Below are 13,868 nucleotides of genomic sequence, written 5' to 3'. Positions count from 1 at the left end.
CTCAGCCTCCCTCGTCCAGGGAATCGCCCAGATGCACCAGGGCGCGGGCGCTCAGCACGCTGGAGGCCGGCATCAGCGCCGTCCGCAGCAAGGGCACCGAGGGGATCAGGGGGTGGGCCCCGTACGCATAGGAAACCGTCACCTCGACCTGGCCGGCGGCCACCGGCAATCCGCTGCAGGCCCCGCCCGCCGAACTGCTCAGCGTGCCCGAACTGCCGCAAACCGCCACCTGGACCGGCGATGCCGAGACCGCGCTGATCCATTCCGCGCGCCGCAGGGCGGTATCGCGTCCCGCGTTGGCGCGAGCCGCGAGCGAAGGCGTGCCCGCCTGCCACTGCAACACCTTGCGCGCGCCGTCCTGCGCGGCAAGCGCGACGGAGTTCTGCGCGGCGGCCACGAGGGAATACGTCAGGATCCCGTAGAACACCAGGAAGAACACCACGAATACCAGGCCGAATTCAAGGGCATAAGCGCCACGCTGAGCGCGGCGGCGCCCAGGTAGGCGGCGTACGGAATCTGGCGCAGCCGTCCGCCCAGCGTCACGAAGCGCGACGCCGCCAGGTACAGCAAGGCGTGCAGGCCCGCCAGCAGGCTGGCAATCGCAAGAACCGCCAGCAGCGGCGCCAGGCCCAGCAGCAGGCCCAGGACGGCGATCGCCTTGATGTCGCCCGCGCCCATCAGGCGCCGGGTCCACAGCGGCAGGAACGGAACCGCGGCCAGGAATCCCAGCAATGCCATGAGCCATCCCGACCAGCGCGGCGGGTAGGCCCAGCCAGGCGCGAACAACGCGGCCAGCAGCCATAGCAACTGCGCCGCCGCCCCCGCGACGATCAAGGCGTTGGGGACGCGGCGATAGCGCAGATCGCTGTGGATCAGCGCCAGAATCCAGCTTGCGAACAGCAGCCACCACAATACTTCCCCTGGATACAAGGCAGAACCTTCAGAAATCGGATTCAACGGCGGGCCCGTCCCTCCGGATGGACGACGTTCTCTTCAAGCCGAGGACGCGGACAGGCGGGTGGACGCCGCGATGGCGGGAAGCAGCCCGGCATCGCGGCATGGCCCCGTTCCGGATCCGGCCGCGTCAGCCGCCTGCGCCGGGCGTGTTGCCGCTCAACGCCTCGCCGATTCCCGCGAACAGGCCATCCAGCGCATCGGTGAAGGTCTTTACGGAGATGAGCAGGGCCACCGCGATCATGCCGGCGATCAGCCCGTACTCCAGGGCGGTGATGCCGTCTTCGTCATTCCAGAACTGCGCAAGTTTTGCTTTCATGTCGAGCTCCATCGATCTCGATTTATCACCGGGCTGCCCGCCTGCGGCGGAATCAGCCCACTTTCCCCGGAACCGCCCCGCGCGCCGGCGCTGTCGCTTGCCGGCGCGCATCCGGAGCCCCCCCTAACCCGGCCCCGGGGCGGATCCGGGCAACCTCCCCGGACTCGCCATCGGCGCCGATTCAATGATCGAGTCGATGCGCCGCGCGGTGCGCGCGCGGAACCGTCTGGATGCCCGCTGCAAATGCCATCTCATGAGCAGCATCGTCGCCGCGGACAAAGCGAATGCGATATAGGGCAGCATGACGCCGCCGATCTGCAGGCTGGCATATTCCCGAGCCGCCGTGCAGACGACGGTTCCCGCCGCCGCGCCGGTGTAATGCATGCCGCAGATCGCCAGCGCCATCAAGACCGCCGATCCAAAACGCTGGCGTTCATTCTGGGTATTGAAAGCGAGCCACAACGCCGCGGAAGCGGCAATGACGGCGATAAACGCCGACAAAACCACCATCGGCAGATTCCAGAGCAATACGGCCGGCATACGCATGGCGCTCATGCCCACATAATGCATGGCCACCACGCCCAGTCCCGCCGCGGCGCCGCCGGTCAGGCAGCGGAAAAAAGTGAAACGCTCGCGCCCGATAAACCAGAAGGCCCAACCGGAAAGGCCGGCGGCGACCAGGAAACTGAGCACGGTGAGACCCAGTTGATAACCCACTTCGAACGGCAGGTTCTGGGCCTGCATGCCGATGAAATGCATGCTCCAGATACCGACCCCGCCCATCGCGACCGCGCCGATGAGGATGTAGCCGATGCGGATTTCGCCGTCCCGGGTTTCGGCCCGGATGCCCGCCGCCGCCAGCATGGCCACGTAGGAACCGAGAACGGCGACCAGGAACGAGAGCGCCACGAGCCCCCCGTTGAAGGAAAGCGGAACGATTTCGCCCGGGGTCATGGCCGACCTTTTTGAAACCGGCTGCCCCGCGCGGCCGGCTCGCGCTTGCGGTTCTTCTTGCGGTCACCCTTGCTCATCCGATGGACTCCCGTAGCCTGAGCCAGTGCCATTTACAAATACGTTTTTTATAGTCTTATCTATTACTATTTAATACACATCAGGGTTTTCACCAATATTCGTAATAATGCTGGATTCAATATGTAACTCATATTCCTATATTCTTGTATATCTCATTTAAAACAATTATTTAGCCCTGTTTTATTCCTATTCATGCAGTTTCAAGTTTGCAACATTGTTGGTATTTTGCCGTTTCTAATTAAGCGGCTTGAAATAAATTGTCATTTTAACGAGCGGCTGGCACCATATTCGAAACCTCACGGCAAATTTTGTTTACAGGCGTTGTTCCGTCCCGTATCCGAGACCCGGCGAATATCGGACTTCTGTTGAACTGCGCCGCCGAAACGAGAGACATAAAAGGCATGAGACGCACGCTTCCGGCAGGCCCGCTTTCCCTCGCCCTCGTCTGCGCCCTCGCGGCCGGCGCCGATGCCCGCGCGGAAGGTCCGCTGCGGGGCAATCCAGTCGATGCCATGCCGAAGCTGGAACGCCCGCCTTCGGCAACGCAGCCTCCGCCCGTCGTGCAGACGGCGACTCCTGAACAATTGGCCCTGCGGGCTCGCCTGGCGCAGCGCATCGTGCCGCGCAATTTCGACGTGACCGGCGTGCGCGCCATTCCCTTCGAAGAGGTTTCCGCGCTGCTGAGCCCATTGGCGGGCAAGGAAATCAGCCTGGGCGAATTGGTGCAGCAGGTGGACAAGATCACCCAGCTCTACCGCGACAAGGGCTATCCCCTGTCGTTCGCGCTGGTGCAGAACCAGGCTTTCGCCAATGGCCTGGTCGTGGTGACGGTGGTCGAGGGATTCATCGGTTCGGTGCGCATCGAAGGCGACATCGGCAATGCGCTGGACCGCCTTGAAACCCTGGCCGGCCCCTTGAAAGAGGAAAGGCCGCTCAGGCAGGCCACGCTGGAACGGCAACTGAACCTGATGCGCACGGTGCCCGGGGTCAAGTTCACGCCCAGCCTGGATCTGCCGCGCCGCGCCGATGGCGCCACCGAACTGGTGCTGGCGGCGAGCCGGCAGCCCGTCGGCCTCACCGGCGGCATCGCCGACCTCGGCACCGGCATGCAGCCGCTGGTGAACCTGGCGGCCAACAGCCTGACGCCTCTGGGCGAACAGGTGAAGCTGACCGCCTCGGTGCCCTTCAACACCGACGACGTGAAGTACGTGTCGGGCGAAATCCGCGTGCCGATCGGCGCCGACGGCCTGGCGGTGAAGGTCGACGGCTACCACTACGACGCCAGGCCCAAGGACGACGCCATCGAATACCTGGGCTTCGAGCGGCGCGTGAAGAATGACCGCATCGGCATCGGAGTGAGCTATCCGTTCCTGCTGAACAACACGCGTTCGCTTACGGGCACGCTCGGCGTGTATGCCGCCAATTCCAAGGACCGCTACGACTCCCGCAGCACCGACCGCTGGCTGCAGCAGGATGCCCGCGTGCGCGCCGCCAGCGCCGAACTGCGCTACATCCAGCTATCCGAAAGCCAGGCCACGGACGTGGCGCTGAGCGTGGCCAAGGGCTTCGACGCGGCCGGCGCCAAGAAGGACATCTCCACGAACTACGGATATTCCGCCAAGCCCATCCTCGACCTGGACTTCACCCGCTACAACCTCAACGCGAAGCAGACCTTCGCGCTGCCCGCCCAGTTCGGCCTGACCTTCTCGGGCGCCGGGCAATATTCCAGCGACATCCTGCCGTCGTCGGAGCAGGTCTCGTACGGCAGTTGGCGCTATGCCATGGGGTATCCCCAAGGCGAACAGAGCGGGGACAAGGGCATAGGCGTGTCGGCGGAAATCAACCGGCGCTTCGGCACGGGCTGGGAATACCTGTCCGGCGTGCAGCCCTATGCCTTGGTCGACTACGCGCGCACCTGGTACAACAACAAGAGCCTGCAGGCGCTGAACCAGCGGCATCTGTCTTCCGTGGCGCTGGGCATCCGCTTCACGGACGACAAATACTATCTGTTCGATTTCAACGTCGCCAAGCCGGTGGGATCCGCAACCATCGACAACAATCGCGACCTGCGGTTCAACGCCAATTACTCGCTCTATTACGACGCGTTCTGAACGCCGTCGCGCGCGCGCAACCCATCTGGACGCCCGCGCTTCCCCCCTCCCGCGGCCTTCGTCTTTCCGGCATGGCAACCGTGTCCGGCGTAACGTAACGTTATCCGTAACGTTACCCCGGATAAGCGGCCATTCGTAACATTCGCAGGCTCCGCGTGATCGTAAATCCGTGAGTTTCACAGAATCGGGGTAAACCCGACACCGGCTCTCAACACCATGAAATAAAAGGATTTTTTACAACCGAGTCACGAGCATCAGAGGCTGGACTCGCAATTTGAAAAATGTTGGCACGCTTTGTGCATGTGTAGGTGTATCGGGCCGTTTCTCCGCCTGACTCTTCCAACACAAGGAGTTCGCCATGCATACCAAAATCGAGGTTCGCCGCCTTTCGCGCATCCTGACTTCCACGGCCCTGGCCGCCGCGCTGATGAGCGCGCTGGCCGCATGCGGCGGCGGCGGTGGCGGCAGCAAATCCGCGGGTTTGCCGGGCACGGGCATCCCGACGAGCCCCGGCGGCACCAAGCCCGGCGGCACCGACCCGACCAATCCCGTCACGGCCGGCCTGCTTGAAACGACCCTGGGCAACACCGGCGGCGCCGTGGACAACACCCTGCCGCTGAATCTGGACGCGACGCTGGGCGGCGTGGGCAAGGCCCTGGATCCCACCGTCAAGCCCGTGGCCGATACGGTGGTGGGCCTGACCCAGCAGATCGGCGCCGCGACGGGCCTGGGGCAGCCGGTGGACGGCGCCGCCAAACAGGTCGGCGACCTGGTCGGCGGCCTGGGCGCCACGGTCGACGGCGCGGGCCTGCCGGGCGGCCTGGGCGCCGGCGTCGGCGGCCTGGTGGACGGCCTGGGCAAGACGGTGGCCAGCACCGGCGGCCTGCTGCATGCTGACGCGAACAACCCCGATCCCCTGACGACCGTGCTGGGCAACGCCACCAGCGCCGTGGGCGCCTTGACCGCGGGCCTGTCGGGACAGGGCGGCCTGCTCAATCCCGTGACGCAGGCGGCGTCCGGCATCACCGGCGGCGTGCTGGGCGGCCCGTCGACCCCGCTGCTGGAACCGGCGCTGGGCAATGCCGGCAAGACCGTGGACAACGTGCTGCCGCTGGGCCTGCAACCCACGCTGGCCGGCCTGGGCGCGGCGCTCGATCCCAGCGCCAGCCCGCTCGCCGGCACCGCGACCGGGCTGACCCAGCAGGTGGGCGACACCACCCGGCTGGGCGCGCCGGTTGCCGGCCTGCTGACCAGCCTGGGCGGCACCGTCACCAACCTGGGCGGATCGCTGCCCGGGGAAGCCGCCGGACTGAACGGCGTGCTGCAAGGCCTGGGCGGCACGGTCGCCAGCGCCGGCGGCCTGCTCCACGCCACGCCGGGCAACGCCAATCCGCTGGGCGCGACGCTCGCGAACGCCACCGGAGCCGTCGCCTCGCTGACCGGCGGCCTCGGCGGCGTCACGGGCGGCCTGACCGGCGGCGCTACCGGCGGCACTACCGGCGGCGGCGCCGCCAACGGCGGCCTCCTGGGCGGCCTGCTGGGCGGCCTGTCGGCCCGGCAATGATCCTCCATCCTCAAGGGAGCGAAGCCATGCTGCAACAAGAGACCATTCTGCGCCACGAGCATGTGACCGTGATGCCCGATGCGCGCAGAAGCGAAGCGCGTCCGGAGATGCTGGAGGACGTCGTCCTGATGCTGGGCAGGCAGTTCGCCGCCTACCACGCGGCGTGCCAGTCCGCCCTCGCCGAAAAGCTGGGCATCCCACTGGCCGACCTGAAGGCGCTGGAGCTGGTGATGGAGTTCGACGCCCTGCCCACCGGGCAGCTCGCCCAGTTGATGGGCATCAGCTCGGGCGGCGCGACGGCCCTGATCAACCGGCTGGAGGCGGCCGGATACGTGCAGCGCGGCCGCCATCCCCTGGACCGCCGCATGATCGTCATCCGGCCGGTCGAGGAACAGTGCCAGCACCTGTTGCAGGAACGGCAGTGGGTGGCCGACGCGGTCGCGGCGACGGCGCGCCGCTACGACGCCATGGAGCTGGAGACGGTGCACGCCTACCTGGCGCAGTGCGTGCGCGCCCTGCGGCACGACACGCTCGTCTGGCTGGAAGCGGGCAGCGCGCAGCGCACGTTCTGACGGGCGGACTCCGGCCCGGGCATGGCAATGCGCGCCCCGTTCCGCGAGGAACGGGGCGCATCGGCTTTCAGGCGGGTCCGGACGGACCGAACTGCAGGCGCGGCACGGCCGCCAGCAGCCTGCGCGTCATGTCCTGGCGCGGCGCATGCAGCACCTCGGCGGCCGGCCCCAGTTCGATGATGCGGCCGCCCTCCATGACCGCGATGCGGTCCGCCAGGTATTCGACCACGCCGAAGTTGTGCGTGATGAACAGGTAGGCGATGCCCAGTTCGTCCTGCAGCTCGCGCAGCAGGTCCAGGATCTGCGCCTGCACCGACACGTCCAGGGCGGACGTGGGCTCATCGCAGATCAGCACTTTCGGTTCGACGGCCAGCGCCCGCGCGATCGCGATGCGCTGGCGCTGGCCGCCCGAGAATTCATGCGGATAGCGGGCAAGCGTGTTGGCCGGCAGGCCGACCCGTTCGACCAGGCGCGCCGCCCGTTCGGCGCGCGCCTCCTTGCTCATGCCGCGCCGCAGGGACGCCAGGCCTTCGTCCAGGATGTCTCCCACCCGCATGCGCGGATCGAGCGAGGCGTAGGGATCCTGGAAGACAATCTGGATGTCCTGCCGCAGGCGCTGCAGCTTGCGGCGGTCGGCGACGAGCAGGTCCTGTCCCAGCAGCATGGCGCGGCCCGAGACCCGCGCGCCGTCGATCAGCCGCAGCAGCGCCTTGCCGGTGGTGGTCTTGCCGCAGCCGGACTCGCCCAGCAGGGCCAGGGTCTCGCCCGCCTTCAGCGTGAACGTGACCCCGTCGGCGGCCTTGACCCAGGACACGATGCGGCGCAGCGGGCCCTTGCGCACGGGGTAATGGACCTTGAGGTCCTGGACGTCGAGCACCACGCCGCCGCGCGCGGCCCGGTCCGCGGCGCGGCCGCCGCGGGCCATGGCCTCGCGGCCCGGCTCCGTCAAGGGAACGCCGCGCTTCTCGAAGGTGGGAATGGCTTCGAACAGTTGCCGCGCATAGGGATGCTTGGGCGCCCGGAAGAACTCCTCGGCGTCGGCGCTCTCCACGATCTCGCCCCCGCGCATCAGGGCCACGTGGTGGGCCACGTTCTTCACGACGGCGAGGTCATGCGTGATCAGCAGCACGGCCATGCCCATTTCGCGCTGGATGTCGGCCAGCAGGTCCAGCACCTGCGCCTGCACGGTGACGTCCAGCGCCGTGGTCGGCTCGTCGGCGATCAGCAGCGACGGTTCGGCCGCCAGCGCGATAGCGATCATGACGCGCTGCTTCTGGCCGCCCGAGAACTGGAACGGATAGTCGTCGACGCGCCGCTCGGGTTCGGGGATGCCCACCCGCCGCAGCCAGTCGATGGCGCGCGCGCGCGCCGCCGCGCCGCGCAGGGGCGTATGGGCGGCCAGCGTTTCGACGATCTGGTCGCCCACCCGCATGACCGGGTTCAGGCTGGTGGACGGTTCCTGGAAAATGATGCCGATCCGGCCGCCCCGCACCCCGCGCATGGCGCTTTCCGGCAGGCGGTTCAGGTCTTCTCCGTCCAGGTCGATCTGCCCGCCCACGATGCGTCCGGCGTCCGGCAGCAGGCGCAGCAAGGCAAGCGCCGTCATGCTCTTGCCGCAGCCGGATTCGCCGACCAGCGCGAAAGTCTGCCGCCGGGCGATGGCCAGTTGCAAGCGCTTGACCGCGTGCGTCATGCCGCTTTCGCCGGCGATGTCCACGTCCAGGCCGCGCACCTCCAGCAAGGGAGCCTGGTTCATGGCGCGTCTCCCGGCCGGGACTGGCGGGCGTCCGCCGCCAGCGCGGGCTTGGCCCCCCGGCCGAACAGGCCGTAGCGGGCGATGCGGCCGGGCTTGTAGCGGCGGGTGCGGGGGTCGAAGGCGTCGCGCACGGCGTCGGCGAACAGATTGGCCGCCAGCACCAGCGCCAGCATGAAAATGAAAGCGGTCATCAGATTCCACCAGACCATGGGATCGCGGGACATCTCCAGCCGGGCGCCGTCGATCATGGAGCCGAAGGAATTCATGCTGGGATCCACGCCGATGCCCAGGTAGGACAGCACGGCTTCATACAGGACCAGGCCCGAGAATTCCAGCACCATGGTGATCAGCACCAGGTGCGCCACGTTGGGCAGCAGGTGGCGCGTCATGATGCGCCAGTGCGACACGCCGAACGCCCGCGCCGCCTGCACGTATTCCAGTTCGCGCAGCTTCAGCGTTTCCGCGCGCAGCAGGCGGCACAGCCCCGCCCACCCCGTGAACCCCAGGATCATGCAGAGCAGGAACAGGCGCAGGTCCGCGCGCGCGGCGGAGGTATCGAACAGGTCGGCGTGGTTGTCGATGTAGACCTGCATCATCAACGCGCAGGCGGCCACCAGCAGCACGCCCGGGATCGAGGTGATGGTGGTGTAGAGATACTGGATGGCGTCGTCGACCTTGCCCTTGAAATAGCCGGCGGCGATGCCGAAGACGATCGCCGGCGGCAGCATGGCGATGGTGGTGAGGCTGCCGATGACCAGCGCGGTGCGGATGCTTTTCAGCGCCTGCCACAGCACGTCGTTGCCGATGCGGTCGGTGCCCAGCGCATGGTAGCCGCTGGACAGCCCGGCCAGGGCGCCGACCGCCAGGCACAGCAGCGTGAACGTCAGCAACATGGCGACCCATGGCACGCCGGCATGGCCGCTCCCCGTGTCGGCGGCCGCCCGGGCGCGCCGCGCCAGGCCGACAGACAGCAGCCCCGCCGCCGCCAGCGCGACCGCCAGCCCCCCGGCCAGGCCCCCGCCCAGCCGCTTGAACACGTCGCCCAAGTGATCCCCGTCGGGATCGTCCAGGTGCACGCCCGCGCCACGCAGCCGGGGAAAGTCGCGCACCGGCTTGCCGTCGACGAGCAGGGTTTCCTTGGTGAACTGGCGCACGGCCAGCGGCACGGAATAGGTTTTCTCCGGCCGCGTCAGCACGGTGCCGGCCAGCAGGCCGTCCAGCGCCGACTGGACCGCGGGCGCATAGACCGGGCCCGCGTCGGCCGCCGCCCCGGGCGCCGGCGGCAGCAGCGGCCGGTAGTGCACCGAATCGAGCAGGCCGACCGCGACGAAGGCGGAAAGGATCACGGCCGAACACATGGCGGGCGTATCGCGGGCGACGCGGACCCAGGTCGCGCGCAGGTTGGGGCTGCGGCGCACGCGCCAGGCGTAGGCCGCGGCGCCCAGCGCCATGAGCCACAGCGCGATATCGGTCCAGAGGAAGACGAACTTGGGCATGTCGGCTACTCGAATCTGACGCGGGGGTCGGCCAGCGTGTAGGAAATGTCGGCCAGGATCAGCCCGACGATGTAGAGGGCCGAACCGAGGAACACCATGGCGCGCACGATCGAAAAGTCCTGCGCGTTGATGGCGTCGATGGTGTAGCTGCCCAGGCCGGGGATGCCGAAGAAGGATTCCGCGATCAGGCTGCCCATGAACAGCAGCGGCAAGGCGGCCACCGTGCTGGTCAGGATAGGCAGCATGGCATTGCGCAGCACGTGCCGGAACAGCACCACGCGCTCGGCCAGCCCTTTGGAACGGGCGGTGCGCACGTAGTCCTTGCCGATCTCCTCCAGGAACAGGGTGCGGTAGAAGCGCGCCTCCGGCCCCAGCCGCGACACAATGGCCACCAGCACCGGCAGCGCCAGGAACTTGACCGCGTCCAGCCCCCCGGAAAAGCCCGAGAACGGCACCAGCCGCAGCAGCTTCGCGAAGACCCATTGGCCGGCGATGATGTAGAACAGGCTGGAAATGGACAGCAGCAGCACGCAGAGCACCACGCCCCAGAAGTCGAGCCGCGTGGCCCGGAAATACACCAGCGTCAGGGAAAAGACGATGCTGACGAAAAGCCCCAGGACGAAGGTGGGCACCGCGAGCGCCAGGCTGGGCCCCATGCGCGTCTGGATCTCGCGGCCGATGTCGCGGCCGCCGTCGGAGGCGCCGAAGTCCATGGCCAGGAGCGGCACCGAACGCTGGTAGAACACCGTGTCGGTGAGCCGCGCCGCGCCCTGCGCCTGGCCATTGAAGAACAGCGGCTTGTCGTAGCCGCGTTCGGCCTTCCATTTTTCCACCGCTTCCTGGTTGGCGCGCTGCCCGCCGATGGCCAGCCGCGCCATGTCGTCGGGCGTGTTCACCGCGAAGAACAGGATGAAGGTGAAGAGGTTCACGCCGATCAGGATCAGCACGCCGTACAGCAGCCGGCGGATCACGTAGCCGATCATGATTGATGCTCCTTGCCGACGCGCGGCACAAATGCCGTCTGGCGTTCACGCCGCTTCAGCGCCACGTAGGAAGGCCAGACCGCCAGCGCCAGCAGCAATATGAAGACACCGATGGGCCACCACCGCGGAGAATTCCATTCGTCGATTTTCCGCTGGCGCAGTTCGGGGTCGATCTTCATGTACTGGAGCGTGTTGCGAACCATCTGCGTCGGTTTGGCGTTGCCCACCCATTGCTGGTAGGCGCCGCCCGACATCGGGAAATAGCCGAACATCCAGGGCGCGTCGCGCTGCACGATGGCCACCATCCTGGCGATCAACTGTTCTTTTTCGGGGCCGTCGTCCAGGAACTTCAGTTGTTCGAAGAGGCGGTCGTACTCGGGGCTGGCGTAGTTGGCCGCGTTCTCGCCGCCGCCCTTGGCCTTGGCGTTCGGGCCGTACAACAGGAACAGGAAGTTCTCGGCGTCGGGATAGTCGGCGCTCCAGCCCCACAGGAAGATCTGGGCGGCGCCGCGCATCATCTTGTCCTGGAAGCGGTTGTAGTCGGTGGCGCGCACGTCCAACTGGACGCCGATCTTGGCAAGCTGGCGCCGCATCCAGTCGAACTGCGGATTGGAGCCGCCGCCCGACATGGAGTCGTAGTACAGCACCAGCGGCGCGCCGGTCTTGGCGTTGCGGCCGTCCGGGTATCCGGCTTCGGCCAGCAGGCGCTTGGCCGCGTCCACGGACTTGCGCACCGGCTTGCCGTCCACCAGGTCGTAGACCACCGGATTCACGCCCTCGGGCGGATCGCGGTAGCCGAGCACGCCGGGCGGCACCGGGCCGTAGGCCACGGACGCCTGGCTGTTCTCGAACACCGCCACGTATTCCTCCCAGTCGAAGGCGATGCTGATCGCCTGGCGCAGCTTGCGGTTCTTTTCCTCCTGCTCGGGCGTATCGCCCTTGCCCACGACGGGGTCCAGCCAGTTGAAGCCCATGTACCAGTTGGCGGTCTCGACCGTGGTGGGCAGTTTGATGCCGTGCTCGCTGTAGAGGCGCGCCTTGTCCTGGCTGTCGGCGGCGGCGACCAACATGGCCACCCCGTACTCGCCGCGCTCGATCTGCGGCATGTCGTAATAGCCCTGAGTGAATTTGCCCGTCAGCGGGGTAATTTCCTTTTCCACGCTGAATTCCGCCCGGTCGATGAAGGGCGTGGGCTTGCCGCAGTCCGCCAGCAGGCCGGCGGCGCGGTCGCCGGGCTCGCCCTCGCAGGGATAGGGTTCGCCGTGGAAATTGGGATTGCGGCCCAGCACGTGGCGGCGGTTCTGCAAGGACTCCACCAGCATGTACGGGCCGGTGCCCACGGGCCAGGTATTGAACGACAGGTCGTGCGCCGCCATGCCGGGCTGGCTGTAGAAGCGGTCGGCCTCCCAGGGGATGGGCGCCGTGAAGGTCATGGCCAGCCAGTACTTGAACTGCGGGTACTTGCCGTTGACGCGGATGCGCAGCGTGTGCGGATCCAGCGCCTGCACGCCGGTGAAGCCGTCGGGCTCGCGCAGGTCCAGCCAGGGCGGCGCGCCGGCTCCGCCCGGCGCGTCGCGGCGCAGCGCCTGGTCGCGCTGGCGCAGGCGTTCGCCGTATTCCTTCAGGCCGGCCACGTGCTCGGCCATCAGGGAGGAAATCGGCGACACCACGCGCGGGCTGGCCAGCCGGCGGAAGGCGTAGACGTAGTCGTCGGCGGTCAGTTCGCGTGTGCCGGTGCGCGGGAAATCGGGAATGTAGTACTTGCCGTCCAGCTCGCCCGGCGCCAGCGGATAGTAGTCGTAGCCGCCGTCGGGCTTGCGGGCGAACGCCGGATGGGGCGCGAAGCGCGAACCCGGGCGGATCTTGATGTCGTAGACGCTTTGCGCGATCTGCTCGCCCGGCGTGTCGGCCGGCAGCGTGTTGCCCTGCGCGTCCAGGTAGACCGGCGGATCGATCGACGCCGCCGCGCGCGGCACCAGTTCGTACGGCCGCTTCAGATAGTGGTAGCCGTAAAGCGTCTCGTAGATGTTGTAGGTATAGGGAGTTTCATCGCCGGAATAGGAACTGGCCGGGTCCAGGTACTTCGGGGAACGCTTGACGAAAGCGGAATACAGCGTGTTCCGGGCTTCGGCGCCGGACGGATAGGGACTGTTGATGGGGCTTTCTTGCGAGCAGCCCGCCAACGCCAGCAACAACAGCATGGCCGTCGCCCAGAGCCGCTTCAGTGCACGCATGGAAACCTTCCCTTCGAATCGTTGCGACAGAGGATAGCAAACACGGGCCCGGGCCCATACCCAGGCATCCCCTACGGCCGGCTGCCGGTCAGCCGCATTGGCGCTGCCGCCAGCAGTCATAGCGCCATTTCCAGGGCTGCATGGCGCCCTGTTGGGCCCACAGGCCGCGCCCGGCCGCCTTGGCCTGGCGCTGGAGGTCCGGCATGGCCTTGTCGCGCAGGTAGTCGCCCTGCCGCGCCGTATAGGCCCAGGCGTAGCCGGCCTCGACCTGGGCGCGGTTGGCGGAGCGGCCGTCTTCCAGGATCAGCGCGCAGACGTCCCGTCCGTACTGGTCCTGCTCGTAGCATTGCGCGGTGAGCGTCTTGCCCGCGACCAGGCCGGCCAGGTGCTTGCGCGAGGCCTCGGCATAGGGCTGGCCGGGCTGTTCGGCGCCATGGCCCTCCTCGGGCGCGTCGATGCTGTCCATGCGGATCCTGCGCTGGCCGTCCGGCGCGCGCAGGGTCACGGTATCGCCGTCGGCGACATTGACGATCATGCCGGTCAGCGTGTAGCTGCCTTGGGGAATCCCGCCCGCCAGGGCCGGGCCCGGCCGGTTCTGGGCGGAGGGGGGCGACCGCCGCCCTTCCGGCTCCGAGGGCTGCAGCCAATTGACGATGGCGCCCGCGGCCGCAAGAATCACGGCCACGGCCAGGGCGGTCAGCTTGCTGCCGCCAAAGGGAGATTTGCGACGCACCGCCGGCTCCAGGTAGGAAAACGGTGGGAGTGTGCCATAGATGGTCGGCCCCCGCGCCGCCTTGGGGCGGCCCGGCGGCGGGGCGGCTATTCTTGCCGGGAGCCGAAAAACAGG

The 13,868-nt window shown here is 67.5% G+C and carries 11 protein-coding genes and 1 pseudogene; 3 read left to right on the top strand and 9 right to left on the bottom strand.

Translation table 11 applies throughout. The features are described from left to right. Position 1: 1 nt before the first annotated feature. The 4 genes from AVE30378_RS05795 to AVE30378_RS05780 all read right to left on the bottom strand — a co-directional run bounded on the left by AVE30378_RS05795 (position 2) and on the right by AVE30378_RS05780 (position 2,227). Positions 2-442, bottom strand: coding sequence for a TadE/TadG family type IV pilus assembly protein (locus AVE30378_RS05795; RefSeq protein ID WP_244234975.1), 441 nt, complete (start codon positions 440-442; stop codon positions 2-4). After that, positions 409-912 (bottom strand): prepilin peptidase, encoded by a 504-nt coding sequence (locus AVE30378_RS05790; protein WP_244234974.1) that lies wholly within the window; start codon positions 910-912, stop codon positions 409-411. Before AVE30378_RS05790 ends, AVE30378_RS05795 begins: the two co-directional genes overlap by 34 nt. A 172-nt stretch (positions 913-1,084) precedes the next feature. Continuing rightward, positions 1,085-1,273 carry a Flp family type IVb pilin gene (locus AVE30378_RS05785; protein ID WP_129239818.1) on the bottom strand — a complete coding sequence of 63 codons (189 nt, stop codon included), beginning with the start codon at positions 1,271-1,273 and terminating at the stop codon, positions 1,085-1,087. A 123-nt stretch (positions 1,274-1,396) separates the two neighbouring features. Beyond that, positions 1,397-2,227 carry an MHYT domain-containing protein gene (locus AVE30378_RS05780; protein WP_129239817.1) on the bottom strand — a complete coding sequence of 277 codons (831 nt, stop codon included), beginning with the start codon at positions 2,225-2,227 and terminating at the stop codon, positions 1,397-1,399. Positions 2,228-2,706: 479 nt separating this feature from the next. On the opposite strand from AVE30378_RS05780, the gene AVE30378_RS05775 reads away from it, so the two are divergent. The 3 genes and pseudogenes from AVE30378_RS05775 (at position 2,707) to AVE30378_RS05765 (ending at position 6,552) form a co-directional block, all read left to right on the top strand. Continuing rightward, positions 2,707-4,416 carry a ShlB/FhaC/HecB family hemolysin secretion/activation protein gene (locus AVE30378_RS05775; protein WP_129239816.1) on the top strand — a complete coding sequence of 570 codons (1,710 nt, stop codon included), beginning with the start codon at positions 2,707-2,709 and terminating at the stop codon, positions 4,414-4,416. A 358-nt stretch (positions 4,417-4,774) separates the two neighbouring features. Further along, positions 4,775-5,968 (top strand): annotated as a pseudogene (locus AVE30378_RS05770) (collagen-like triple helix repeat-containing protein); the annotation flags it as partial. Positions 5,969-6,006: 38 nt separating this feature from the next. Continuing rightward, positions 6,007-6,552: a MarR family winged helix-turn-helix transcriptional regulator gene (locus tag AVE30378_RS05765; protein WP_129239815.1), complete on the top strand. Its 546-nt coding sequence runs from the start codon at positions 6,007-6,009 to the stop codon at positions 6,550-6,552. Positions 6,553-6,619: 67 nt separating this feature from the next. Here AVE30378_RS05765 and AVE30378_RS05760 read toward each other — a convergent pair whose 3' ends face one another. The 5 genes from AVE30378_RS05760 to AVE30378_RS05740 form a co-directional block, all read right to left on the bottom strand. Further along, a complete protein-coding gene (locus AVE30378_RS05760; protein ID WP_129239814.1) occupies positions 6,620-8,308 on the bottom strand; it encodes an ABC transporter ATP-binding protein in 1,689 nt (562 codons plus the stop codon). After that, positions 8,305-9,804 (bottom strand): ABC transporter permease, encoded by a 1,500-nt coding sequence (locus AVE30378_RS05755; RefSeq protein ID WP_129239813.1) that lies wholly within the window; start codon positions 9,802-9,804, stop codon positions 8,305-8,307. The genes AVE30378_RS05760 and AVE30378_RS05755 overlap by 4 nt, the downstream gene beginning before the upstream one ends. A gap of 5 nt (positions 9,805-9,809) precedes the next feature. Next, positions 9,810-10,787, bottom strand: a complete 978-nt coding sequence (locus AVE30378_RS05750; RefSeq protein WP_129239812.1) for an ABC transporter permease — start codon at positions 10,785-10,787, stop codon at positions 9,810-9,812. Further along, the gene (locus AVE30378_RS05745) at positions 10,784-13,021 is read right to left on the bottom strand and encodes an ABC transporter substrate-binding protein (RefSeq protein ID WP_129239811.1); all 2,238 of its coding nucleotides are present in this window, start codon (positions 13,019-13,021) and stop codon (positions 10,784-10,786) included. Before AVE30378_RS05745 ends, AVE30378_RS05750 begins: the two co-directional genes overlap by 4 nt. Before the next feature lie 88 nt (positions 13,022-13,109). Next, positions 13,110-13,754 (bottom strand): thermonuclease family protein, encoded by a 645-nt coding sequence (locus tag AVE30378_RS05740; RefSeq protein WP_129239810.1) that lies wholly within the window; start codon positions 13,752-13,754, stop codon positions 13,110-13,112. Positions 13,755-13,868: the final 114 nt, after the last annotated feature.

Source organism: Achromobacter veterisilvae, assembly GCF_900496975.1.
GTDB lineage: Bacteria > Pseudomonadota > Gammaproteobacteria > Burkholderiales > Burkholderiaceae_B > Achromobacter > Achromobacter veterisilvae.
The sequence above is the reverse complement of the archived record's forward strand: the minus strand, read 5'-3'. Positions and strand labels throughout refer to the sequence as shown.